Raw genomic sequence first — 23,176 nt, forward strand, 5'->3', positions numbered from 1 at the left:
AACCCTGCCGAACTTCGGACATGGGTTCAAGTTTTTTCGCATCCGCCGCTTCAAGGCGCGAGCCGTGTCACACCGATGCGCATTATATTGATAAGCAACGCTACTGTTTTATCGTTGCTTCGTCATCAAAGTACCGTAAAACGCGTTCAAAATCATGACGACGTTGACGCTGTTTATCCTGATACATTGCCTTATCGGCCTGCTCGATCAGCATTTCCGGCGTCATCGACGGCAGCGCCTGCGCCACGCCGATGCTGAGCGACATCACGACTTCATGCCCTTCCGGCAGGATGATCGGCTCCAGCATGACCTGCCGGATCGCCTCCACGCGCTGCTGCGCCTCCTGCATATCAGGTACATCCACCATAATCAGCGCAAACTCGTCGCCCGACAGCCGTGCCGGCAAATCCTGCTTGCGCGCGCAGTGCATCAGCCGGTTTGCCACGGCTAACAGCACCTGGTCGCCCGCGCCATGACCATAGGTGTCATTAATTTTTTTAAAGCGATAGCCATCCATAAACAGCAACACGGTATTGGTTTGATATTGCGGATCCTGCAAGGTGCCGGAGAGCGCACTAAGAAAAGCGGTGCGGTTAGCCAGCCCGGTCAGCGGGTCGCGCAGCGAATGCCTGAGCAGCGAATCGTTCTCGTGCTGCATCTGACGCTGCCAGCATTCAATCTCATCCAGCAGGCTGTTAAGGTCGCGCCCAAAACCATCCAGCTCAGCAAGCTTGACCGTCGGCACCCGGCGAGAAAAATGGCGGTTTTCGCGGATATCATGCACCACTTCGGCAATATGATGCAGCGACAGAATCAACCCACGGTGCAAACGGCGAGAAATCACGATGGCGAGCAACGACGCCAGCACCATGCATAACGTCAACGAGCCTAGCGAGAAGAACACGAAATTTCTGGCGGGGGTGTCCACGCCGCTGATTTCCAGATACCCGATCCGCTGGCCGCGGTGGGTGATGGGCTGTATCACGCTGCCGGGAAACAGCCACTTTGACGCCAGACGACTTAGCCAATCCGGCGTCGCCGCGTCCCCTTCGCTCCATTGCGCCAGCAGCTTGCCTTTGGCATCCGTCAGCAGCGCGCTGCTGAACTGCCCCTGCCGCCCCAGGCTGCTCAGCGTTTCGTTTGCCGCCGTCACATCGCGGAAAACCACCGCCGCTTCGACATTGCGACTCAGGGTATAACCCAGCAGTTGCAGGTTTTTATCGGCGTACTGTTTGAAGAAGAACATAGAGGCAACGGTAATCAGCAACCATGAAAACACCATGGCGATTACCACCCCCAGCGTATTGATGCGGGTCAAGGCCTGTCTGAAGGTTTTCTGCCGATCAGCATGCGGCACAGGAGTCGCCATGGAGTCAGTTCCGCGTCCGGGCCAGCATCAACACATCTGGATTAACCCTGACGCCGGTGCGGGACAAGGCTTCCATATTGATGGAAAACCCGACGGTCTTCCCGGCAAACACCAGACAGAACGCACTGCCTTCATGGCAATCGGGCGACTGCTCGGCAATGGTCATCAGCGGGTGGCCGACGGCGTAACTGGCGATATCCACCTGCTCAGAGATCGTTTCCTCGCCGAAGTACACTGCGTCACAATCGGAAGCAAACATCTCCTGAGTGTCTTTGACGGTCACCGTGTTAAAGAGCCGCTTTTCCTGTGACTCCACCGGCGTAGTCAACCCCGACAAAAAATGCGCGGAGGAGAACACGCACAGCGTGGGAAGCCCGGTCAGGCGCGGCCAGTGGGAATAACTGATGATACCGGATACCGTGCGGCGCACATCGACATCCGAGGCCTGCGTCAGGTCATCATGCAGCGCCTGCGCCCTTAACGAGGGGCAAATCAGCATGGATGCCAGCACCATGGCAAATAACGTCGCTTTTCCTACCATGTGAATTCTGGTCGTCCGTTGAAACGAAATTGCCATACAGTAGCCGACACCGTGACGGCGAGCCAGACGCCACGGCATAAATTTTTCACATGATGCGAGGGCTACCGCAACTGTCGGCGCAACCAGTCGGTCATCTGTTGCAGCGCCAGATGAAACGTCTGGTACACCGGCGAAAAATTCAGCGACAGCAATTTACCCTGCTGCGACGAATTAACGATCAGCATCGACTCCTCTTTAGGGCTGATCAGGTCGTCTTTCCAGTAACCCGAGAGCATCGGCGTCGGGCAGCGCCGCCCCAACAATCCCTGTTTTTTCAGGGAATAACGCCCCATTTCCACCAGCAATGCCGCATCTGAGGAATAGGTCATGCCGAGGCGACTCGCCAGTACATCCATGAACATATCCGGCACCTGCTGCTGACGCCGGGCATCCGAGAGCAGATGATGCACGATCGGCCCCAGGCAGGCGACCGCCCGCAACCGGCTGGCTTCCAGATAAGCCAGACGCACCGCGATATTGGCGCCAAAGCGAAAACCGAAGGCGCCAACGCGGGTATGGTCTACCCACGGCACATCCGGTAACGCCCGCAGCACCTGCTGATGTAGAAAACTGGAATCCTGATCCAGTTTCCAGCGTGAAGAGAACCCCACCGACGGCATATCCACCGTCAGCATCGCGAACCCCGCCGGCGCCAGATAATCCTGAAACAGGCGATGATAATCGCATTGCAGCATATCCAGACTGCCGCACATCAACACGGTCGGGAACGGTGCCTGTCCCTGCGCCGGCAGATGCAGGAACGCCGTCAGTTGTCCCCCGCCCTCGATCGGAAAGGTCAAGGTTTTCAGTTCGTAAGACAAGTGACCGGCGGCTTCTTCATAAGCCCGATTAGCCAGCGTCTGGGCCTGTTCCGCCAGTCCGTCGCCCTTGAGGTGGGGATAGGCGGCGATGCTGTACAGGTTAGCGGCATTCAGCCAGCATTGACCGGCCAGTTCGCCCTGCGAATGCTGGCCGGCCTGCTGCTGCCAGCGCATACCCTGAGCGACCCATTCGTATATCCAGTTACCGCCCCGGTAGCCAATCACCGTATCCAGCCGCTGATCGTCGCTGCGCTCGGCCTGACTGGCGGCTATCCGCGACAAGACCTCTTCAATCTCCCACGGATGCACGCCGCGCCAGATCCACAGTAACCGGTTGAGCATCCGATACCAGTTACCGGTGTTTTCCCCATCCAGCGCCGACTGCATCGCAGCCGCACCGGCCGCATTGCGGGAACGCTGGATCAACGTAGACGTTTCCCGGTGTTTTACCGACGGTTTAAACAGCGTTTCGGACAGGTTGGCCTTCACCACAGCAGCCTCCGTGGACGAATCAAAGCGAGAAAGATAATGGCATGAGGGAAAAGTGTACCGAACTGAAGCGGCGAAAAACAAATACGACGCGCAATCCCGTTCACAGAAACGAGCACGCCCGGCATAACCGGGCGTGTCAGAAGCAATATGGCGGGATTAACGGCCAACCAGAGGCGGTACGAACACCACGCCCATGTCCCACGGCTGTTCAATCCAGGTATCCTGCGGGATATCCACTTCGTAGTCGTCTACCAGCGGTTTCCCGGCCGGTTTGGCGAAGATAGTAATAAAGTGGGCTTTCGGATACATGTCGCGGATAGCTTTGGCGGTGCCGCCGGTATCCACCAGATCATCTATCACGATGTAGCCTTCGCCATCGCCTTCAGCCCGTTTCAGCACTTTCAGCTCGCGCTGGTTGTCATGGTCGTAGCTGGAGATGCACACGGTGTCCACATTGCGGATACCCAGCTCGCGGGCCAGCAAGGCCCCTGGCACCAGACCACCACGGCTCACGGCGATAATGCCTTTCCACTGTTCGGCCGGCAGCAAACGCTGAGCCAGTTTACGGGCGTGGATTTGCAACATATCCCAGGTGACGATGTACTTTTCACTCATAAAACATATCCCAGCCAACGGTGAAGTCGGCTTAATCAGAGTCGGAAGGGGAAAATAAGGTTGCGCGAGATTATAGATAGCTGATCGGACAAAAACCAGTATTTATACAATATGTGCCCCATAGGCTATGCAATGTGCGCCGTAGGCTATTCAAATGGTAACGTTACGTAATCAATAAAGCCAACATAATGTAAAAAAGTTATTAGACTCGATGTTACCAATACGTTACAAACAAGTTGAATGACCCACAGCCAGGAGAACACTTATGACTATTTTCGACAGCTTCCTCCTTGCACAACTGGACGTGTTCATCCCCGTATCCATCCTCGCGCTGATGATACTGTTTTGTTTCGAGCTGAGCGTCAGCTTGCGCCTGCTACTGCGACGACAGCCCACCATGATTCCCGTCGAGATTCGCCGGGACGACCAGCCCGCCAGCACGCGCCGTCGCAACGACTACGATTAAAGGCCGAATCACGGGAAGAGAGTGCCTGCTCTTCCCCGCTTTCTTTCCCCTGTCACCTTTATATTCGTTCACCGTTTATGCTCCCTTGCTATTCATAATCCTTATGCCGCGGACATTCTCCCCGATCGCGGGAAAGTGGTATTCTGTCTTAACGTGCCTGCGTTTTCAGGCGATCAATAACGGTTTTTCGGCATCGCACGCCGTTCGTCGCGTGGATGCTTAACTGGAGAGGTTAAATAGTGTCTGCCTTGTCTCAACTCTCCCCACAGCCGCTGTGGGACATTTTTGCCAAAATCTGTTCTATTCCGCACCCGTCCTATCATGAAGAAGCGCTGGCCGCTTACATTCTGTCCTGGGCGCAGGAGCGCGGCCTTCATATGGAGCGCGATCAGGTGGGCAATATTCTGCTGCGCAAACCGGCGACGCCCGGTATGGAAAACCGCAAACCGGTGGTGATTCAGGCGCATCTGGACATGGTGCCGCAAAAAAACAACGACACGGTACACGACTTCACCACCGACCCAATCCAACCCTATATCGATGGCGAGTGGCTCAAAGCCCGCGGCACCACGCTGGGCGCGGACAACGGCATCGGCATGGCCTCGGCGCTGGCGGTGCTGTCTGACGACAGCGTGGAGCACGGGCCGCTGGAAGTGTTGCTGACCATGACGGAAGAAGCCGGCATGGACGGCGCGTTCGGCCTGCAACCCAACTGGCTACAGGGCGACATCCTGATCAATACCGATTCCGAAGAGGAAGGCGAAATTTACATGGGCTGCGCCGGCGGTATTGATTTTCTGACTCGTCTGCCGTTGCAACGCGAGGCTGTCCCGGCCGGTTATCAGACGCTGAAACTGGTCATCAAAGGGCTGAAAGGCGGCCACTCCGGCTGCGACATCCACCTGGGGCTGGGCAACGTCAACAAACTGCTGGCCCGTTTTCTGGCCCAGCACGCGGCAGAACTGGACCTGCGCGTCATCGACCTGCACGGCGGTACGCTGCGCAACGCCATTCCGCGCGAAGGCGCCGTCACCCTGGCGGTATCAGCCGATAAAGCCGAGGCCCTGAAGGCGACGGCGCAAGCCTATCTGGCCGTGCTGAAGCACGAACTCGCCGCGGTGGAAAAAAATATTACCCTGCTGCTGGAAGCGACGGACAGCACGGCAGCGGCGCTGACCGCCGCCAGCCGCGACCGCTTCATCGCCCTGCTGAACAGCACGCCGAACGGTGTGATCCGCATGAGCGACGACGTGAAAGGCGTGGTGGAAACCTCGCTGAACGTGGGCGTGGTCGGCATGACCGATACGCAGGCGGAAATTCACTGCCTGATTCGTTCGCTGGTCGACAGCGGCAAAGACTACGTGGTGAGCATGCTCACCTCGCTGGGTCAACTGGCGGGCGCCGACACCCAGGCCAAAGGCGGTTACCCCGGCTGGCAGCCGGATGCCAAGTCGCCGGTGATGCATCTGGTGCGTGAAACCTACCAGAAGCTGTTCGACAAAACCCCCAACATCATGGTGATCCACGCCGGGCTGGAGTGTGGTTTGTTCAAGAAACCGTATCCGGACATGGATATGGTTTCCATTGGGCCGACCATCACCGGTCCGCACTCACCGGATGAACAGGTTCATATCGCCAGCGTCGGCCAGTACTGGAAGCTGCTGACCGCGCTGCTGAAAGCCATTCCGGAACGCGCGTAACTCACGCCGGTGATGCCCGCGCCGTCGGGCATCACCAGATACCGCCCTTTTCGCCGTAACACGTCAATTCCACGGCAACATCACGACGACGACGTCAATCCCACTGCAACACCAGTTGCCGTTCAAGTTGCGGGTCAATCAGCGAGACATGCAACCCCACCAGCCGCACCCCTCGCGCTTCGCGTCTCTGCTCCCAACTCTCCCGCGCCAGCTTCAGCAAATCCGGTTTATTCAGCACCGGCCAGACATGCTCCTGCGTCGTCTGGCGAAAATCGTCGAATTTCAGTTTTACGCCCTGCCGGGCAATATGCAGATCCGGGCGAACGCGCCGCAGGCGCAGCTCCAGCTCATCGTACAATCGTTCAATCAACGCTTCGCAGGCGGTCCAGTCGTGAATATCCTGCGCCAGCGTTTTCTCAACGCCGACCGATTTACGCAGGCGATCCGGCGATACCTGGCGCTCATCAATACCGTGGCAGCGTTCCCACAGCACCCGGCCGAACTTGCCGAATTCCCGCAACAGTTCGGCCAGCGCATAGCGGCGAACGTCGGCGCAGGTGTTCAGCCCGCACTCCGCCAGCCGTTTGGCGGTCACCTTGCCGACGCCGGGGATTTTTTCCAGCGGCAGCGCCAGCAGGAATGCCTCCATTTGCGCCGGTGAAATCACATACTGCCCGTTGGGTTTGTTCTGTTCGGAGGCGACCTTCGCGAGAAACTTGATTGGCGCGACGCCGGCCGACGCGGTCAGGTGCAGTTCATTGGCAATCGTCTGGCGAATTTCCTGCGCCATCAAGGTGGCGGAACCGCCGCAGTGCGGGCTGTCGGTCACATCGAGATAAGCCTCATCCAGCGACAGCGGCTCAATCAGCGAGGTGTAGCGGGAAAAGATCTCCCGAATCTGGTAGGAGGCGGCCTTGTACACCTCCATACGGCCGGGCAACAGCGTCAGATGGGGGCAGAGCCGCAACGCGGTGGCGGTAGCCATGGCGCTGTGTACGCCATAACGGCGGGCCGGATAGTTGGCGGTGCAGATCACGCCACGCCGATCGGCGCTGCCGCCAATCGCCAGCGGAATATCACGCAGGCGCGGATTATCCCGCATCTCTATTGCGGCGTAAAAGCAATCCATATCGACATGAATGATCTTGCGCATCGCCCCTCCAAATCACTGTATAAATATACAGATTCATTTTACAACAGGCAACACCTTCGCTTACGCGGCGCTACCGCATCAAATGGGCGGCGGACGCTATTGGCCGGAATAGTCCGATTTTTTATTCTTTTTTCCTTCCTGAATAAAACAGATACGGTGATAATGTGGTTGCGCGACTTGACATCAGACTATCCCTCGCTATGGGGCATAGCCTAATGGCAGGACAAAGCCTGACAGATAAGGGAATGCGGGGCGTCACCGCCACACACCGTATCAAATAAAATAACCGCTCCAGCAATCAGGATTCACAATGCACAAAGTCGCGCTTTCGCTTGCGATGTTATTTGTTTTGCCTTCCGTCGCCATCAGCAATAGCTACGCCAATCAGGTGTCGCCGGCGACGACAGAAATGAAACAGCAGGTGGCAGGATCACCGGTTTATATTCAGATCTTCAAGGAAGAACGGATCCTGGAGCTTTACGCCAGAACCGGCAACGAGTACAAGCTGGTGCAAAGTTACCCGATCTGTAAATATTCCGGCGGCCTTGGCCCCAAAATGACCGAAGGCGATTTTAAAAGTCCGGAAGGGTTTTATCAGGTTGATTTGAAACAACTGAAACCCGACAGCCATTATTACCGCGCCATCAATGTGGGCTTCCCGAACGAATACGATCGCGCGCACGGCTATTCCGGCCGTTACCTGATGATCCACGGCGAGTGCGTGTCTATCGGCTGCTATGCCATGACCAACCAATATATCGCAGAGATTTACACTTACGTGGAGAAAGCGCTGCGCAACGGGCAGCAGAAAGTGGAATTAGCGATCTACCCGTTCCGCATGAACGAGCAGAACATGAAGCGCCACAGCCGCTCCACTTATTACAAATTCTGGAGTCAGCTGCAGCCCGGTTATGCCTACTTCAATAGAACCCACCAGCCGCCGGCGGTGTCGGTGCTCAACGGGCAGTACGTAGTTAATCAGCCCGCGCCCGTCGGCCAGCCTGAATCAAATTACACGCTCGCCAAAACAAAATAAGACGAATTCTCCTGGCATAATTGGGTGCCAGGTTTCGTTGCCGGTCAACGGCTGAGTCGCCAGCACTGTGACCACATCGTTGGGTGTGGTCTGCTGCTGAAAGTCGATTTCCACATCATCATCCAACAAAGTCGCCTTGCCAAACGGCGCCCGCCGGGTAATCCAGTGCAGTTTGGTCGAGCTGAATCCCATCACGAACTGCCCATCCGACAGCAGCATGTTGAACACGCCCTTTTTGCGCAGTTGATCCGCCAGCGTGGCGATATAACGAAACACCGCCGGCCAGTTGGACGGCGTGCGCGGATAACGCTGCGACAGTTGATACAGCAGCCAGCAAAAAGCGTATTCGCTGTCGGTTTCCCCGACCGGACGAAAATGGCCGGTTTTCAGACGGCGATACCCTTTGAGCTGACCGTTATGGGCAAAGGTCCAGTTTCGGCCCCATAGTTCGCGGGTAAACGGGTGGGTGTTTTCCAGCGCCACTGCGCCGCGATTGGCCTGACGGATATGAGAAACCACCGCGCAGGACTTGATGGGATAGTTCTGCACCAGTTCGGCAATCGGCGAGTTGAAGCTGGGCAGCGGATCCTTGAAGGTACGGCAGCCGTTGCCTTCGTAGAAGGTAATTCCCCAACCATCGCGGTGCGGCCCGGTTCGGCCGCCCCGCTGCATCAGGCCGGTAAAACTGAAACAGATATCCGTTGGGACGTTGGCGCTCATCCCAAGCAGTTCACACATGTCCGGTTCCTTTAATTAACGGCGTTTGATTCCTTTAGCTGCTGTGTGCGATGACCGGCGATCAGTTGCCGGCCATTTCTTTTTCAATCAATTGAATCAGAATGTGGATCGCCTTGATGTGTACTTCCTGAATGCGGTCGGCGTAACCGAAGTGCGGCACGCGAATTTCCACATCCGCGGTGCCCGCCATCTTGCCTCCGTCCTTGCCGGTCAGCGTAATCACTTTCATTCGCTTGGCGCGCGCAGCGCTGATCGCCTTGATAATATTGCCGGAATTGCCGGAGGTGGAAATGCCGAGCAGCACATCCCCTTCACGCCCCAGCGATTCCACATAGCGGGAGAACACGAAGTCATAGCCGAAATCGTTGCTGACGCAGGACAGGTGACTCGGGTCGGAAATGGCGATAGCCGGGTAGCCGGGGCGGTTTTCGCGATAACGGCCGGTCAGTTCTTCCGCGAAATGCATGGCATCACAGTGAGAGCCGCCGTTGCCGCAGGAGATCACCTTTCCGCCCGCCTTGAAGGCATCCGCCAGTAAAACGGCCGCATCCTGAATCGCCTGAATATTGGCATCATCACTTAAAAATGCATTCAGCGTGGACGCCGCTTCTTTCAGCTCATTACGGATTAAGTCCTGGTACATGGAATCCTCTCATTCAATGACATCATGATATTTAGGCTGTGTCCCTTGATGATGCACGGCCGCTGCAAGCGGCGTTGTCAGGCAGCGCCAGCGATACCAACGACGCCAGCGGGACCAACCATGAAGGGACATAACCTGTGCTGCCGTGCAGTGTAGCGGATCGCCCAAACCACGAGAAGCAGACAATTGCCAAACGGCGGCATCGCGCGTCAGCACTCTCGTTCGAGTGTGACTTTGTGAGTCAAGTTGTAATTATGTTGTGAAGAAATTGATAAAAACATTTCACTGAACTAAAACCACATTATACCAACAGGTCAGACCACGAAGCGTGAACTGATTATACGGACTGGAGAATAAAACCATGGTTGCAGTCAGTGTCCTGATCGTCTTGATGCTTATCGGCGCCCTGTTCTACCACCGGCTATCACTGTGGCAGAGCAGCGCGTTGCTTGTACTTTGGGTCGTCGCGATGGCGGCGCTGAATCTGTGGTCGGCCTGGCTGCTGATTCCATTGGGCTTGTTGTTAGTGCCGCTGCTGGCGACGCCACTACGACAACGATTGATCTCCGCACCGGCGCTGACGGTGTTCCGTCGCGTGATGCCGCCGATGTCCAAAACGGAAAAAGAAGCCATTGACGCCGGCACCACCTGGTGGGAAGGCGAACTGTTTCGCGGCACGCCCGACTGGCATACCCTGCACACCTACCCCCGCCCGGCGTTGACGCCGGAAGAACAGGCGTTTCTGGACGGGCCGGTAGAAGAGGCCTGCCGTCTGGCGAATGACTTTGAAATCACCCACGAGCGTGCCGACCTGCCGCCGGTGCTGTGGGAGTTACTGAAACAGCATCGCTTCTTCGCTCTGATCATCAAAAAAGAGTACGGCGGGTTGGAATTCTCCGCTTACGCTCAGGCAATGGTGCTGCAAAAGCTGGCCGGCGTATCCAGCATTCTGGCGATCACCGTCGGCGTACCCAACTCACTCGGCCCCGGTGAACTGCTGCAACACTACGGCACCGACGCACAGAAGGATCATTACCTGCCGCGGCTGGCGCGCGGCGACGAAATCCCTTGTTTCGCGCTGACCAGCCCGGAAGCCGGCTCCGACGCCAGCGCCATCCCTGATTTGGGGGTGGTGTGCTACGGCCAGTGGCAAGGCCAGCAGATGCTGGGGATGCGGCTGACCTGGAACAAACGCTACATTACGCTGGCGCCCGTCGCCACCGTGTTGGGTCTGGCGTTCCGTTTATACGACCCGGACCATCTGCTGGGCGACCGGGATGACATCGGCATCACCTGCGCGCTGATCCCCACCCGTACCGAAGGCGTAAAAATCGGCCGCCGTCACTTCCCGATTAATATCCCGTTCCAGAACGGCCCGACGCAGGGCGAAAACATTTTTGTTCCGCTGGACTACATCATCGGCGGGCCGCAGATGGCAGGCCAGGGCTGGCGTATGCTGATGGAATGCCTGTCGGTCGGACGCGGCATCACCCTGCCGTCCAATGCCACCGGCGGCCTGAAAAGCGTGGCGCTGGCGACCGGTGCTTACGCCCGCATCCGCCGCCAGTTCAAACTGCCGATCGGCAAAATGGAAGGCATTGAAGAGCCGCTGGCCCGGATGGCCGGCAACGCCTACGTGATGGACGCCGCCGCCACGCTAATCACCAGCGGCATCATGCAGGGCGCGCGGCCGTCGGTGCTGTCCGCCATCGTCAAATATCACTGCACCCACCGCGGCCAGCGCGGCATCATCGATGCTATGGACATCACCGGCGGCAAAGGCATCTGCCTCGGCCCGTCCAACTTTGTCGCCCGTCACTATCAGGGCGCGCCGATCGCCATCACCGTTGAGGGCGCCAATATTCTGACCCGCAGCATGATTATCTTCGGGCAAGGCGCCATTCGCTGCCATCCGTACGTGCTGAACGAGATGGGCGCGGCGCAGGACAACGATCTGAAAGCCTTTGACCGGGCGCTGTTCGGCCATCTGGGGCATATCGGCGGCAACGCCATGCGCAGCCTGTGGCTGGGGCTGACCAACGGGCGCACCAGCCGTGCGCCGGTCAGCGATGCCACCCGCCGCTACTACCAGCGTCTGAACCGATTGAGCGCCAATCTGGCGCTGCTGGCGGATGTGTCGATGGGCGTGCTGGGCGGCAGCCTGAAGCGCCGCGAGCGCCTTTCCGCCCGGCTGGGAGACGTGCTGAGTCAGTTGTATCTGGCGTCCGCCACGCTGAAACGCTACGACGAAGAGGGTCGCCAGCAGGCCGATCTGCCGCTGGTGCATTGGGGTGTGCAGGATTGTCTGCATCAGGCGGAACAGGCGATGACCGAGCTACTGCGTAACTTCCCCAACAGACTGGTAGCCCGGCTGCTGCGGGCGGTCATTTTCCCATTGGGCCACACCAGTCCGGCGCCCGCCGACCAGTTGGACCATCAACTGGCGCGGCTGCTGCAAGCGCCGTCGGCGACCCGCAGCCGGCTGGGACGCGGTTTGTACCTGAAAGCAACGGCTCATCATCCGGCCGCGCAGTTGGAGCAGTCGTTGCTGGATATTCTGGCTGCCGAGCCGATCCATCAGCGGCTGTCGCAGTCGGCCGGTTACCCGTTGCCCTTTATGCAACTGGATAAACTGGCGGAACACGGGCTGGCGGAAGGGGTGATTACGCCGGAAGAAGCCGGCGTACTGATGCAGGCGGAAGCCAGTCGGCTGCGTTCCATCAACGTTGACGACTTCGCGCCGGATGCCCTAAGCGCACGCAAGGCAGTAGCAGAGCAACGACTACCTGCCGATACGGCGGCCTGAAACAGCTATGGCGCCTTTTCCGTCTGAAAAGGCGCCATTTTTTGCTATTGGCTATCAGACTTAGGCACCGCTTTGGCGCACCCGCGCCAGCAAGGCTTCGGGGCCGTCGATATGCACTGCGGCCAAAATCAGCGTCTTGCCAAGGTGAATGGCATGACGCTGGCAGGATTGACGGGCGGCGTCATCGGCGATGGTATCGAGATCAGCCACATGCGCCAGCCCGATGGTGCGGCGAATCAGTTCACTGCCGCAGTAGCCCACCGCATCCTGCCACACCTGCCGCAGGAACTGCTCAACGTAGCCTTCCACCGCCAGCGCCGGGTCGCGGCTCTTCTCATTGCTTAGTGCCGCAAAGCGGTTCGCGAAGGTACGCCACAGCGTCACGATATCCTCCAGGCGCCGTTCGCGTGCGGCGGATGCCTCGCGCGGCGGCAGCAACCCCGGCAGCCCGCAGTAGTTCAGCAGCAGGTTGCCCAGCGCGGTACCGATATCAAACCCGATCGGGCCGTAAAAACCGAATTCGGCGTCGATCACCTTCAGGCGGTTTTCCGCTACGAAAATCGATCCGCTGTGGATATCGCCATGCAACAACGCTTCCGCTTTGCTCAGAAAGGCATGTTTGAGCGCGGCGACGGCGCATTTCAGTGGCGGGTTATCGCGTAACGCCAGCACATCCGGCAGCAGCGCCGGGTCGAACTGGTTGCGTTCATGATCGATGTACGGATCGGTAAAGAACAGATCTTCGGTGATCTGGCACAGTTCCGGGTTGGTAAAGCGGCTCACCGCCGCCTTTTTGTCGTGGGGCGACTGGTAGAAATCCGAGTGGTGGAACAGCGCTTGCGCCAGATATTCCCCCAGCTGCGCCGCCGCCTGCGGGTAGTCACGCCCTTTCACCAGTTCGCGCCGCCAGATTTCATGGTCAGACAAATCTTCCTGTACCATCACCGCCAGTATCGGGTCATGATGCAGCACCGTTACCGTATGCCGCGGGCAATACTGCGCGTGCGCCAGCAGCGTTTCCGCTTCAATACGGGCACGATCCAGCGTCAGCGGCCAGGACTCGCCGACACACCGGACGTACGGCAATGCCTGCTTGACGATCACCCGGCTGACGCCCTGCGTATCGCGGATCTTGAACACCAGATTCAGGTTACCGTCGCCGATTTCATCGGCAGCCACCAACGACGACGAGTCAGCAATCCCGCCATACTGACGGGCGTACTGCACGGCATCGTCCGCGTTAAAAGTACGGTAAAGCGACATGACCCACCTCGTTTATCTACGTATGTGTTTGACGTATGTGTTTGTCTGTTATCAACGTCATGCTTTTATACCCAAAATAATTCGAGTTGCAGGACAACACGCTCGCGTGTTGAACAAGGCCACGCGTTGGCCCTTTAGGGCATGGCTCGTTAGAGCCTTGTAACGCGGCAACCGAGTGACAAATTCGTCGGGAACGAATTTGACCAGCCAGCGGCTGGCCTCCGGTGAGAGACAGGATGTCTCTCATTTCATCCCCAGGAGCTTACTCAAGTAAGTGACTGGGGTGAGAAAGGGCAGCCAACACACCTGCAACTTGAAGTATGAAGGGTATAGACATAAAAGCGTTTGGACGTCTATACTTCTGTATCGCATATTGGCAGAATAAGAATCCTGATGCAATAACGCAACACGGATTTAACCACCCATGCAGACCGTTAACACCACCAGCCTTAACGTCGTTGATAACCAGCTTTGGATCCTTGACCAGCAGGCGCTGCCGCAGGAAAAAATCTGGTGTCCCTGCCCGGATGTCGATGCGTTGGTCGACCATATCCGCACCCTGCGGGTACGCGGCGCGCCGCTGATTGGGCTGTCCACCAGCCTGTTGCTGGCGCTGTTGGCGGAGCAAGGTCAATCCCGACCGCAGCTGGCGCAGGCGCTGGAGACGCTGCGTGCCGCCCGCCCGACTGCCGTCAACCTGATGAACAATCTGGATCGCATGAAGCAGGCGCTGGCGGCCGATGATTTCGTCAACGCCATGACGCAGGAAGCGCTGCGGTTGATTGAGGAAGATAAAGCGCTGTGCGAGCGTATCGCCGATAACGGCGCCGCGCTGGTGAAACCGGGCAGCCGCCTGTTAACCCACTGTAACACCGGCGGGCTGGCGACGGCGGGTGTCGGCACCGCCATTGGCGTCATGCTGCGCGCTCATCAGCAGGGCAACGTGGAAAAAGTCTGGGTGGATGAAACCCGTCCGCTGTTGCAAGGCGGTCGCCTGACCGCCTGGGAGCTGGGCGAGCTGGGTATCCCTTACCACCTGATCTGCGATTCAATGGCCGCCTCGCTGATGGCGCAGGGTCTGGTCGACGCCATCTGGGTCGGCGCGGATCGCATCGCCGCCACCGGCGACGTCGCCAACAAGATTGGCACCTACAGCCTGGCGGTGCTGGCGCACTACCACGGCATTCCGTTCTATGTCGCCGCGCCGCACACTACCCACGATCCACACTGCCCGAACGGCAGCGCCATTCCGATCGAGCAACGCGCCGCCAGCGAAGTCACCGGTGTGGCCGGCAGTTTTGGTCAGTGTCAGTGGGCGCCGCACAACGCGCCGGTGTACAACCCGGCGTTCGACGTCACGCCAGCGACGCTTATCAGCGGCTGGGTGCTGGATGGCGGCGTGATTACCCCGGAACAGGTACGCAACGGTATTTTTCAGCATCCGCTGGCGGGCTAAACGCAGGATAATAAAGGCTGGGAACAAAAAGAGAAAAGCCGTGTCTGGCGTCTGCCGACACGGCTTAACACAGGATTACGCCAGTTTCGGGTAAGCGTCGGCGATGGCATCGCCGGTGAAATGGGCTACCCAGCCATCCGGGTTGTCGAACAGGCGAATGGCGGTGAAATGCGGCTCGGACCCCATGTCGAACCAGTGCGGCACGCCGGCGGGTACCGACAGCAGATCGTTCTTTTCGCACAGAATCTGGAAAATCCGGCCGTCCACGTGCAGGCAGAACAACCCCGCCCCTTCCACAAAGAAACGCACTTCGTCTTCGCCGTGGGTGTGCTCCGACAGAAACTTGGTGCGCAATGCGTCTTTCTGCGGATTGTCGGCCCGCATGCTGACAACATCCCAACTCTGGTAGCCTTTTTCCGCCACCAGTTTGTCAATCTCATGCTGATACGCGGCCAGTACTTCTTCGGAGGAAGGGCTGGCGCTTAGGTCACGATCCGCCTGCCAGCGTTCAAAGCGCACATTGATAGCGCTCAGTTGCTGGGCGATCGCGTCCGCATCGCGGCTTTGCCAGACCGGCTGACCGGCATCCGTATCGCTGAAAATGGTTAAGGCACTCATGGCGGTTCTCCTGTTAGTTGGCCTGATAGGCGTTCAGGTCGATCTGATCAAAACGGTTTACCTGACGATGGTGGCTGTCGGTATCCGCGTCGTCGCGAATCAGCTGGCAGGTATGCCAGCCCGCCAATTCGGCGGCATCCAGCTCCTGACGAATATCCGACAGGAACAGCAACTCGCAGGCGGGCAGCCCGATGGCGCGGGCGATATTGTGGTACGACGCCGTCTCGCGCTTGGCGCCGACGCGGGTATCAAAATAGTCGCTGAACAGCGGCCGCAAGTCGCCGGCATCGCTGTGACCAAACAGCAGATGCTGCGCCTCCACCGACCCGGATGAGTAGACATACAGCGCGATGCCCTGCTGGCGCCAGGCGCGCAGCTGCGGCGCCACGTCATCATAAACATGACCGCGAAAATCACCGTTACGGTAGCCACTGCGCCAGATGATGCCCTGCAACAGCTTCAGCGCCGGCGATTTACGGTCTTCATCCATGAACTGATTGAACGCCGCCAGCAACTGGGCGGGCGTGGCGTCCGGCTGCCCCAGTTCCTGACGCGCTAGCGTCAGCGCCGCGGCGATCTCCTGGTCGCGCTCCGCCTGCGCCACCGCGTCGGCCAGACGCGCGCGGGCGTACGGGAATAATACATTGTGCACAAAGCGAATATCACTGGTGGTGCCTTCAATATCGGTGACAATTGCGTTAATCATTTCGCCTCCAGCACGCGTCGTTGCAGTTCGCACTGGAACAGGAATTCCAGCCCTTCCAGATGACGGCGGGCCTCGTTAACGTCATTGCCCCAGCAGTACAGACCGTGCCCACGCACCAGAAAGCCGTAGCGCAGCGCCGTCGTCTCATGACGGGCCGCCACCCGCTCAGCCAGCGCCGAAATATCCTGATCGTTGTCGAAAATCGGGATCGCCACCCGCTCCAAATGGGTGCGCTGGCCGCTCAGCGACTTCTGCATTTCATAGCCTTCAAGCACCAGCGCGTCGCTTTTCTCCACCCGCGACAGTACCGTGGCGTTGACCGAATGGGTATGCAGCACCGCCCCCACCGCCGGCAACAAGCGATATAGCAGCGTATGCAGCCCGGTTTCCGCCGACGGCGTGCGGCCGCTCGGCACGTGATTGGTGGCGATATCGACCAACAGGAAGTCTTCCGCACTCAGGCTGCCTTTGTCTTTGCCGGATTCGGTAATCAGGCACTGCCGTTCATCAAGGTGAACAGACATGTTGCCGCCCGTCGCCGGGCACCAGCCTTTCTCGCCAATCCAGTGGCAGGCCGCCATCAGCGCGGCCAGTTGTGGAGTCTCACTCATAAATCATCCTGTACAGGTGAAGGCGTCACGCGGTTATCAACGCTATCTGTTGTCAAACCTACCGTTATCAAACCGACTAATGAGCCTGCTTATTATATTTGATTATGGCTTAGTAGATTACGGAATTTAGCCGTTTAAACGTCCAAGCGTCTTGATTGCCAAATACTAGCATCCTGTATATAGTGGCAGCAATAACAGGCTTGCAGGAGTCCTTTTCAGCCATGAGCGCCGCATTGATCCCCGACAGCAAACTCCCTTCCCTCGGCACCACCATTTTTACCCAGATGAGCGCACTGGCACAGCAGCACCAGGCGATCAACCTGTCGCAAGGCTTCCCGGATTTTGACGGCCCCGACTACCTGAAACAGCGTCTGGCTCATCACGTCAGTCAGGGTGCCAATCAATACGCGCCGATGACCGGCGTGGCGCCGCTGCGTCAGGCGATTGCGGAAAAGACCGCGGCGCTGTATGGCTGGCAACCGGACGCCGATAGCGAAGTCACGGTTACCGCCGGCGCCACCGAGGCGCTATTCGCTGCCATCAGCGCACTGGTGCGGCCGGGCGATGAAGTGATCTGCCTTGATCCCAGCTACGACAGTTACGCGCCGGCGGTGCAACTGGCCGGCGGCGTGCTGAAGCGAATCGCCCTGCAACCGCCGGCGTTTCGCGTTGATTGGGCGGCGTTCGGCGACTTACTGAACGATCGTACCCGGCTGGTGATCGTCAACACGCCGCATAATCCGTCCGCCACCGTCTGGCAGCAGGAGGATTTCCGCCAGCTGTGGCAGGCCATCGCCAGCCGCCCTATTTATGTGCTGAGCGACGAAGTGTACGAGCACATCTGCTTTGCCGCCGACGGCCACGCCAGCGTGCTGGCGCACCCGGAACTGCGCCAGCGTGCCATTGCCGTGTCCTCCTTCGGTAAAACCTATCACATGACCGGCTGGAAGGTGGGCTATTGCGTCGCACCGGCGCCGCTCAGCGCCGAGCTGCGCAAGGTTCATCAGTACCTGACGTTTGCCGTCAACACGCCGGCCCAACTGGCGATTGCCGACATGTTGCAACACCAGTCGCAGCACTGGCGTGAACTGCCGGACTTTTATCGCGCCAAACGCGACCGCTTCGTTAACGCGCTGGCAGCCAGCCGGCTGGAGATTCTGCCCTGCGAAGGTACCTACTTTCTGCTGGCGGACTATCGCGCCATTTCCGCACAGGATGACGCCAGTTTCTGCCGCTGGCTGACCGAACACGTCGGCGTAGCGGCGATCCCACTGTCTGTTTTCTGCGCAGCCCCCTTCCCTCATACGCTGATTCGGTTATGCTTTGCCAAACAGGAATCAACCCTGGATGCTGCCGCGGAGCGTTTATGTCAACTTTAAAGGTCACCCTGTTACAACAGCCGTTGGTATGGATGGACGGCCCTGCCAACCTCAGTCATTTCGACAACCTGCTGGGCGAGATGACCGGCCGCGACCTGATCGTGCTGCCGGAAATGTTCACCACCGGTTTCGCGATGGAAGCGGCCAAAAGCAGTCTGGAACAGCATGTGGTGGAAGCCTGGCTGAAACAGTGGGCGCAGCGCAACAATGCGCTGGTGGGCGGCAGTGTGGCGGTGCAAACCGGCAAGGGCGCGGTCAACCGTTTTCTGCTGGCCGACCCGCAGGGACGGGTATACCAATACGACAAGCGACACCTGTTCCGCATGGCGGGCGAGCATGAGTATTACCAGTCCGGCCAGACGCGGGAAATCGTGGAATGGCGCGGCTGGCGTATTCTGCCGCTGATCTGCTACGACCTGCGCTTCCCGGTGTGGTCCCGCAATCGTCAGGATTATGATCTGGCGCTGTACGTCGCCAACTGGCCGGCGCCGCGCGCGCTGCACTGGAAAACCCTGCTGGCGGCGCGGGCGATTGAAAATCAGGCCTATGTGGCTGGCTGCAACCGCGTCGGCACCGACGGCAACGGCCACAGCTATCAGGGCGACAGCCTGATTATCGACGAACAGGGCGCGATTCTGGCCTCGGCCCCCGAGCACCAACCCGCCCGTCTTGACGCCGAACTGTCGCTGGAAGCGCTGCAAAGCTACCGTGAAGCTTTTCCCGCCTGGCGCGACGCCGATAAGTTCGGTTTGTAATATTAAGAGTCAAGAGCGCTCAGGCGCTCTTAATTACCGATATCCCCACACCGTCAGCAGCAGCGCCTGCAGCGCCAGCGCCACATCGTCTTCCAGTACCGACTCATCGGGATGGTGGCTGATGCCGCCTTTGCAGCGCATGAACAGCATCCCCACCGGCCAACGTTCGGCGATGGCGATGGCGTCATGGCCGGCGCCACTCGGCAGCGACAGGTTGTCGCCCTGCACCTGCGTCACCGCAGCGGACAGCCGCTGTTGCAGTTCATCGTCGCAACGGGTGGCGGCGATGCGGTAATACTCGTCGGCGCTGAACGCGCAGCCGCGCTGCATGGCGATGTCCTGCGCCAGCGTCAGCAGCCGTTGCAGCAGCGCATCCAGCGGTTTATCTTCCGGGCCGCGAATGTCCAGCGTCAACCGCACTTCGCCGGGAATCACATTGGCCGCGCCGGGCAGGCACTGCAAGGTGCCGAAAGTCGCCACCAAATAAGGATCGCTGTCACGCGTTATCTGCTCGGCCTGCGTCATCCACGTCGCCGCCGCCGCCAGCGCGTCCTGCCGCTGCGACATCGGCACCGTGCCGGCATGACCGGCATGACCGGTAAAGGTACAGTTCAGCCGCCGCGCGCCGTTGATGGCGGTCACCACACCCAGCGCCAGCCCGGCCTGCTCCAGACACGGCCCTTGCTCGATATGCAACTCCAGATAGGCCAGAATATCCGCCGCCGGCCGGGCCGCCTGGGCGATAGCATCCGGATTCAGCCCGGCCTGCGTCAGCGCCTGCGCCACGGTCACGCCGTTGGCGTCCGGGCGCGACAGCCAGCCGTCGGGCCAGGTGCCGGTCAATCCGCGGCTACCGAGCAGCGTGACGTCAAAGCGGGTACCTTCTTCGTCGCCAAAACCGATCACCTCCAGCGCCACCGGCAAGCGTATCCCGTGTTGATTCAGGAACGACACGGTTTCAATCGCCGCCAGCACCCCCAGCATACCGTCGTAACGGCCGGCGTTGCGGACGGTGTCAAGGTGCGACCCCAGCAGCAGCGCCGGCGCGCCCGGCGTGTTACCTTCATAGCGGCCGCAAATATTGCCGACGCTGTCCTGCCACACGCGCATCCCCGCATCCCGCATCCACTCGCCCGCCTGCTGGTTGGCATGAAGATGCTGCGGCGACAGATAAACGCGGGTGAGCTGGCCGGCGGTTTCGCTGATGGCCGCCAGCCGATCGCAGCGTGCCATCACCCGGCGAGCCGCCGCCTGCACGTCGAGATCCGTCATCATGTTTTCCATCAGCGCCTCGCTCATGCCGGCGCCCGTGCGGCATCGTACACATCCCATGCCGCCTGCAACGCCGCGCCCTGCGCGGAGCGAAAACCGAGACGGTTCAACACCGCTTCCAGCGCGGTCAGCGTTTGCATCACGCAGTCTTTGCGGGCGTTGTAACCCATGGTGCCGACGCGCCAGATCTTGCCCTGCAACGGCCCAAACGAGGTGCCGATCTCAATGGCGAAATCCTCCAGCAGCAGCTTGCGCACCTGCTCGCCGTGGATCCCCTGCGGGATCACCACGCCCAGCACGTTGCTCATCTTATTGGCGATATCGCCGTAAGGCTGTAACCCCATACCTTCGATGCCGGCCAGCAGCGCGCGGCCGTGTAACTGATGGCGAGCGATGCACGCGTCCAGCCCTTCTTCCAGAATCACGCGGGCGCACTCGCGGGCGGCGAACAACATGCTGGTGGCTTCGGTATGGTGGTTCAACCGCTCCGGTCCCCAGTAATCCATGATCATGCCGAGGTCGAAGTAGTTGGAGTAAATCATTTCATCGTCGCCGTCCTGATGGTCGGTGGTGCGGATCCCCTGCTCCACGCATTTACGCTGGCGAATCACCGCTTCCATACGCGAGCTGAGGGTCACCGGTGAGCTGCCGGACGGCCCGCCCAGACATTTCTGCAACCCGGCGGACACCGCATCCAGCCCCCAGGCGTCGGTTTCCAGCGGGTTGCCGCCGAACGAAGCGGTGGCGTCGGTGTAAAACAGTACGTCATGACGACGGCAGATAGCGCCCAGCTCCGCCAGCGGCTGCAGCATGGTCGTCGACGTGTCGCCCTGCACGGTCAGCAACAGGCGCGGTTTCACCCGCTTGATGGCGTCTTCTATCTGATCCGGCGTAAATACCTCGCCCCACGGCACCTCGATGGTGTGCACATCGGCACGGCAGCGGCGGGCAATCTCGCACAGCAGGTGGCCGAAGCGGCCGAACACCGGCACCAGCACCCGATCGCCGGGGCGGATCGCCGACACCAGAATCGCCTCGATGCCGGCGCGGGACGTGCCGTCCACCAGCATCGTCCAGCGGTTATCGGTGCGGAACAATTGACGATACAGCGCCATCACCTGATTCATGTACCCGGTCATTGCCGGGTCATACTGCCCGACCAGTTGGCTGGCCATCGCGCGCAGTACGCGCGGGTCGGCGTTGATCGGGCCAGGCCCCATGAGCAGACGATGGGGCGGATTGATCTGCGCAAACAGGTCGTTATGCATGTGATGAACTCCTGATATCCTTAAATAACATTAAAATCGTAATGGCTTGTACGGCTCGCGGCGCTACAGCCGCACCGAGGCGATAAACTGTTTCAGCTCGGCGGTCTGCGGGTTGGCGAACAGTTCATCGCCCTTACCTTGCTCCCACACCTTGCCCTGATGCATGAACACCACCCGGTCGCCCACTTCGCGGGCGAAATTCATTTCGTGGGTGACCAGAATCAACGTCATGCCCTCAGCCGCCAGTTGTTCCAGCACCTTCAGCACTTCGCCGACCAGTTCTGGGTCCAGCGCGGAGGTGATCTCATCGCACAGCAACACCTTCGGGTTCATCGCCAGCGCGCGGGCGATCGCCACCCGCTGCTGCTGGCCGCCGGACAGGCTCGACGGGTAGTAATCGATACGCTCGCCCAGCCCGACTTTTTCCAGCATTTTCACGCCCAGCTCGCGGCATTCGGCGGCGTTTTTACCCAGCACCAGCTTGGGCGCCAGCATCACGTTTTCCAGCGCGGTCATGTGCGGGAACAGGTTGAAATTCTGAAAAATCATGCCGATAGAGCGGCTGATTTCCCGCGCCTGCGAGTCGCGGTCGGTTACGGTTATACCACCGAGCTTGATGCTGCCGTCCTGATAACCTTCCAGCCCGTTAATGCAGCGCAGCAGAGTGCTTTTACCGGAGCCGCTGCGGCCGATGATGGAGATCACTTCGCCCGCATCAACATCCAGATCCACCCCTTTCAGCACGTGGTTCTGGCCGTAATATTTATGGACCTGATTAATGGTGATGAGCGGCATTGAATTTCTTCTCCAGATAACGGCTGTAGTACGACAGCGGGTAACACAGCAGGAAATAGCCCAGCGCTACCAGCCCAAACACCTTGAACGGCTGGAAGGTAACGTTATTGAGCATGGTGCCGGCCTTGGTCAGTTCGACGAAACCGATGATCGACGCCAGCGCGGTGCCCTTGATCACCTGCACCGAAAAGCCGACCGTCGGCGCGATGGCGATACGCATCGCCTGCGGCGCGATCACCCGGGTCAGCGTCTGCGTGAAGCTCAGCCCCAGGCAGCGGCAGGCTTCCCACTGCCCTTTCGGCAACGCCTGCACGCTGCCGTGCCAGATATCCAGCAGAAACGCGCTGGTAAACAGCGTCAACGCCAGCGCGGCGGCGGTCCACGGGCTGACGTCGATGCCGAACAGCCCCAGCCCGAAAAACGCCAGAAACAGCTGCATCAGCAGCGGCGTGCCCTGAAACACATCGGCGTACAGCCGGGTCAGACGCAGCGGCCACCGCCGTTTGGTCAGGCGCAGCAGCAACAGCGGCAACGTGACCAGCCCGCCGCCGAAAAACGCCGCCAGCGACAGCAGTACCGTCCAGCGCCCGGCCAGCAGCAGGTTGCGCACAATATCCCAGTCAGTAAACGTCAT

22 protein-coding genes are annotated in these 23,176 nt (G+C 59.4%); 7 read left to right on the forward strand and 15 right to left on the reverse strand.

The window, feature by feature from the left end; all coding sequences use genetic code 11:
* Positions 1 to 100: 100 nt before the first annotated feature.
* The 4 genes from dgcN to gpt all read right to left on the reverse strand — a co-directional run bounded on the left by dgcN (position 101) and on the right by gpt (position 3,877).
* On the reverse strand, positions 101 to 1,369 hold the full coding sequence (dgcN, locus tag DDA898_RS16625) for a diguanylate cyclase DgcN/YfiN (RefSeq protein WP_050570278.1): 1,269 nt from the start codon (positions 1,367 to 1,369) through the stop codon (positions 101 to 103).
* Between the two features lie 4 nt (positions 1,370 to 1,373).
* The gene (yfiR, locus tag DDA898_RS16630) at positions 1,374 to 1,910 is read right to left on the reverse strand and encodes a regulatory sequestration protein YfiR (protein WP_038912622.1); all 537 of its coding nucleotides are present in this window, start codon (positions 1,908 to 1,910) and stop codon (positions 1,374 to 1,376) included.
* Between the two features lie 101 nt (positions 1,911 to 2,011).
* A complete protein-coding gene (frsA, locus tag DDA898_RS16635) occupies positions 2,012 to 3,262 on the reverse strand; it encodes an esterase FrsA (RefSeq protein WP_038911775.1) in 1,251 nt (416 codons plus the stop codon).
* 156 nt (positions 3,263 to 3,418) lie between these two features.
* Positions 3,419 to 3,877, reverse strand: a complete 459-nt coding sequence (gene gpt / locus DDA898_RS16640; RefSeq protein WP_013319164.1) for a xanthine phosphoribosyltransferase — start codon at positions 3,875 to 3,877, stop codon at positions 3,419 to 3,421.
* A gap of 265 nt (positions 3,878 to 4,142) precedes the next feature.
* On the opposite strand from gpt, the gene DDA898_RS16645 reads away from it, so the two are divergent.
* Positions 4,143 to 4,343, forward strand: a complete 201-nt coding sequence (locus tag DDA898_RS16645; RefSeq protein WP_033112026.1) for a hypothetical protein — start codon at positions 4,143 to 4,145, stop codon at positions 4,341 to 4,343.
* Between the two features lie 239 nt (positions 4,344 to 4,582).
* A complete protein-coding gene (gene pepD, locus DDA898_RS16650) occupies positions 4,583 to 6,043 on the forward strand; it encodes a beta-Ala-His dipeptidase (RefSeq protein ID WP_038911776.1) in 1,461 nt (486 codons plus the stop codon).
* Positions 6,044 to 6,137: 94 nt separating this feature from the next.
* On the opposite strand, the gene dinB is transcribed toward pepD, so the two are convergent.
* Positions 6,138 to 7,196 (reverse strand): DNA polymerase IV, encoded by a 1,059-nt coding sequence (dinB, locus tag DDA898_RS16655; protein WP_038911777.1) that lies wholly within the window; start codon positions 7,194 to 7,196, stop codon positions 6,138 to 6,140.
* 310 nt (positions 7,197 to 7,506) lie between these two features.
* On the opposite strand from dinB, the gene dpaA reads away from it, so the two are divergent.
* On the forward strand, positions 7,507 to 8,232 hold the full coding sequence (dpaA, locus tag DDA898_RS16660; RefSeq protein WP_038911778.1) for a peptidoglycan meso-diaminopimelic acid protein amidase: 726 nt from the start codon (positions 7,507 to 7,509) through the stop codon (positions 8,230 to 8,232).
* On the opposite strand, the gene DDA898_RS16665 is transcribed toward dpaA, so the two are convergent.
* On the reverse strand, positions 8,203 to 8,970 hold the full coding sequence (locus tag DDA898_RS16665; protein WP_013319169.1) for a class II glutamine amidotransferase: 768 nt from the start codon (positions 8,968 to 8,970) through the stop codon (positions 8,203 to 8,205). The two genes, dpaA and DDA898_RS16665, sit on opposite strands and share 30 nt — an antisense overlap.
* Positions 8,971 to 9,031: 61 nt before the next feature.
* A complete protein-coding gene (lpcA, locus tag DDA898_RS16670) occupies positions 9,032 to 9,613 on the reverse strand; it encodes a D-sedoheptulose 7-phosphate isomerase (RefSeq protein WP_013319170.1) in 582 nt (193 codons plus the stop codon).
* 361 nt (positions 9,614 to 9,974) lie between these two features.
* Between lpcA and fadE the strand changes: the two genes are divergently transcribed.
* Positions 9,975 to 12,419: an acyl-CoA dehydrogenase FadE gene (gene fadE, locus DDA898_RS16675; RefSeq protein ID WP_038911779.1), complete on the forward strand. Its 2,445-nt coding sequence runs from the start codon at positions 9,975 to 9,977 to the stop codon at positions 12,417 to 12,419.
* A 60-nt stretch (positions 12,420 to 12,479) separates the two neighbouring features.
* Here fadE and mtnK read toward each other — a convergent pair whose 3' ends face one another.
* A complete protein-coding gene (gene mtnK / locus DDA898_RS16680) occupies positions 12,480 to 13,682 on the reverse strand; it encodes an S-methyl-5-thioribose kinase (protein WP_038911780.1) in 1,203 nt (400 codons plus the stop codon).
* Positions 13,683 to 14,106: 424 nt separating this feature from the next.
* Here mtnK and mtnA point away from each other — a divergent pair, with 424 nt between their 5' ends.
* Positions 14,107 to 15,138 (forward strand): S-methyl-5-thioribose-1-phosphate isomerase, encoded by a 1,032-nt coding sequence (gene mtnA / locus DDA898_RS16685; RefSeq protein WP_038911781.1) that lies wholly within the window; start codon positions 14,107 to 14,109, stop codon positions 15,136 to 15,138.
* 75 nt (positions 15,139 to 15,213) lie between these two features.
* Here the strand turns inward: mtnA and DDA898_RS16690 are convergent, their stop codons facing one another.
* The 3 genes from DDA898_RS16690 to DDA898_RS16700 are packed head-to-tail and all read right to left on the reverse strand — an operon-like array spanning position 15,214 to position 17,073.
* Entirely contained in the window at positions 15,214 to 15,756 is a 543-nt protein-coding gene (locus tag DDA898_RS16690) for a 1,2-dihydroxy-3-keto-5-methylthiopentene dioxygenase (protein WP_038911782.1), read from the reverse strand.
* Between the two features lie 13 nt (positions 15,757 to 15,769).
* Complete coding sequence (gene mtnC / locus DDA898_RS16695; RefSeq protein ID WP_038911783.1) at positions 15,770 to 16,462, reverse strand: acireductone synthase; 693 nt, start codon at positions 16,460 to 16,462, stop codon at positions 15,770 to 15,772.
* On the reverse strand, positions 16,459 to 17,073 hold the full coding sequence (locus DDA898_RS16700) for a methylthioribulose 1-phosphate dehydratase (RefSeq protein ID WP_038911784.1): 615 nt from the start codon (positions 17,071 to 17,073) through the stop codon (positions 16,459 to 16,461). Before DDA898_RS16700 ends, mtnC begins: the two co-directional genes overlap by 4 nt.
* 221 nt (positions 17,074 to 17,294) lie before the next feature.
* On the opposite strand from DDA898_RS16700, the gene DDA898_RS16705 reads away from it, so the two are divergent.
* Together DDA898_RS16705 and DDA898_RS16710 are read left to right on the forward strand one after the other, a co-directional pair.
* A complete protein-coding gene (locus DDA898_RS16705) occupies positions 17,295 to 18,452 on the forward strand; it encodes a pyridoxal phosphate-dependent aminotransferase (RefSeq protein WP_038911785.1) in 1,158 nt (385 codons plus the stop codon).
* Positions 18,440 to 19,207, forward strand: coding sequence for an amidohydrolase (locus DDA898_RS16710; RefSeq protein ID WP_038911787.1), 768 nt, complete (start codon positions 18,440 to 18,442; stop codon positions 19,205 to 19,207). Before DDA898_RS16705 ends, DDA898_RS16710 begins: the two co-directional genes overlap by 13 nt.
* 33 nt (positions 19,208 to 19,240) lie before the next feature.
* On the opposite strand, the gene hpxK is transcribed toward DDA898_RS16710, so the two are convergent.
* The 4 genes from hpxK to DDA898_RS16730 all read right to left on the reverse strand — a co-directional run bounded on the left by hpxK (position 19,241) and on the right by DDA898_RS16730 (position 23,176).
* The gene (gene hpxK / locus DDA898_RS16715) at positions 19,241 to 20,506 is read right to left on the reverse strand and encodes an allantoate amidohydrolase (protein WP_050570279.1); all 1,266 of its coding nucleotides are present in this window, start codon (positions 20,504 to 20,506) and stop codon (positions 19,241 to 19,243) included.
* Positions 20,503 to 21,747, reverse strand: a complete 1,245-nt coding sequence (locus tag DDA898_RS16720) for a pyridoxal-phosphate-dependent aminotransferase family protein (RefSeq protein ID WP_038911788.1) — start codon at positions 21,745 to 21,747, stop codon at positions 20,503 to 20,505. The genes hpxK and DDA898_RS16720 overlap by 4 nt, the downstream gene beginning before the upstream one ends.
* Positions 21,748 to 21,810: 63 nt before the next feature.
* Positions 21,811 to 22,542: an amino acid ABC transporter ATP-binding protein gene (locus tag DDA898_RS16725; protein ID WP_013319181.1), complete on the reverse strand. Its 732-nt coding sequence runs from the start codon at positions 22,540 to 22,542 to the stop codon at positions 21,811 to 21,813.
* Positions 22,523 to 23,176: an amino acid ABC transporter permease gene (locus tag DDA898_RS16730; RefSeq protein ID WP_107768482.1), complete on the reverse strand. Its 654-nt coding sequence runs from the start codon at positions 23,174 to 23,176 to the stop codon at positions 22,523 to 22,525. The genes DDA898_RS16725 and DDA898_RS16730 overlap by 20 nt, the downstream gene beginning before the upstream one ends.

Origin of the sequence: Dickeya dadantii NCPPB 898 (genome assembly GCF_000406145.1) — a bacterium.
GTDB lineage: Bacteria > Pseudomonadota > Gammaproteobacteria > Enterobacterales > Enterobacteriaceae > Dickeya > Dickeya dadantii.

Excerpts from the sequence above, each read along its gene's own strand:
- dgcN (WP_050570278.1), bottom strand. The coding sequence starts at position 1,369 with ATGGCGACTCCTGTGCCGCATGCTGATCGGCAGAAAACCTTCAGACAG.
- yfiR (WP_038912622.1), bottom strand. The coding sequence starts at position 1,910 with ATGGTAGGAAAAGCGACGTTATTTGCCATGGTGCTGGCATCCATGCTG.
- gpt (WP_013319164.1), bottom strand. The coding sequence starts at position 3,877 with ATGAGTGAAAAGTACATCGTCACCTGGGATATGTTGCAAATCCACGCC.
- DDA898_RS16645 (WP_033112026.1), top strand. The coding sequence starts at position 4,143 with ATGACTATTTTCGACAGCTTCCTCCTTGCACAACTGGACGTGTTCATC.
- dinB (WP_038911777.1), bottom strand. The coding sequence starts at position 7,196 with ATGCGCAAGATCATTCATGTCGATATGGATTGCTTTTACGCCGCAATA.
- dpaA (WP_038911778.1), top strand. The coding sequence starts at position 7,507 with ATGCACAAAGTCGCGCTTTCGCTTGCGATGTTATTTGTTTTGCCTTCC.
- DDA898_RS16665 (WP_013319169.1), bottom strand. The coding sequence starts at position 8,970 with ATGTGTGAACTGCTTGGGATGAGCGCCAACGTCCCAACGGATATCTGT.
- lpcA (WP_013319170.1), bottom strand. The coding sequence starts at position 9,613 with ATGTACCAGGACTTAATCCGTAATGAGCTGAAAGAAGCGGCGTCCACG.
- fadE (WP_038911779.1), top strand. The coding sequence starts at position 9,975 with ATGGTTGCAGTCAGTGTCCTGATCGTCTTGATGCTTATCGGCGCCCTG.
- mtnK (WP_038911780.1), bottom strand. The coding sequence starts at position 13,682 with ATGTCGCTTTACCGTACTTTTAACGCGGACGATGCCGTGCAGTACGCC.
- mtnA (WP_038911781.1), top strand. The coding sequence starts at position 14,107 with ATGCAGACCGTTAACACCACCAGCCTTAACGTCGTTGATAACCAGCTT.
- DDA898_RS16690 (WP_038911782.1), bottom strand. The coding sequence starts at position 15,756 with ATGAGTGCCTTAACCATTTTCAGCGATACGGATGCCGGTCAGCCGGTC.
- mtnC (WP_038911783.1), bottom strand. The coding sequence starts at position 16,462 with ATGATTAACGCAATTGTCACCGATATTGAAGGCACCACCAGTGATATT.
- DDA898_RS16700 (WP_038911784.1), bottom strand. The coding sequence starts at position 17,073 with ATGAGTGAGACTCCACAACTGGCCGCGCTGATGGCGGCCTGCCACTGG.
- DDA898_RS16705 (WP_038911785.1), top strand. The coding sequence starts at position 17,295 with ATGAGCGCCGCATTGATCCCCGACAGCAAACTCCCTTCCCTCGGCACC.
- DDA898_RS16710 (WP_038911787.1), top strand. The coding sequence starts at position 18,440 with ATGTCAACTTTAAAGGTCACCCTGTTACAACAGCCGTTGGTATGGATG.
- hpxK (WP_050570279.1), bottom strand. The coding sequence starts at position 20,506 with ATGAGCGAGGCGCTGATGGAAAACATGATGACGGATCTCGACGTGCAG.
- DDA898_RS16720 (WP_038911788.1), bottom strand. The coding sequence starts at position 21,747 with ATGCATAACGACCTGTTTGCGCAGATCAATCCGCCCCATCGTCTGCTC.
- DDA898_RS16725 (WP_013319181.1), bottom strand. The coding sequence starts at position 22,542 with ATGCCGCTCATCACCATTAATCAGGTCCATAAATATTACGGCCAGAAC.
- DDA898_RS16730 (WP_107768482.1), bottom strand. The coding sequence starts at position 23,176 with ATGACGTTTACTGACTGGGATATTGTGCGCAACCTGCTGCTGGCCGGG.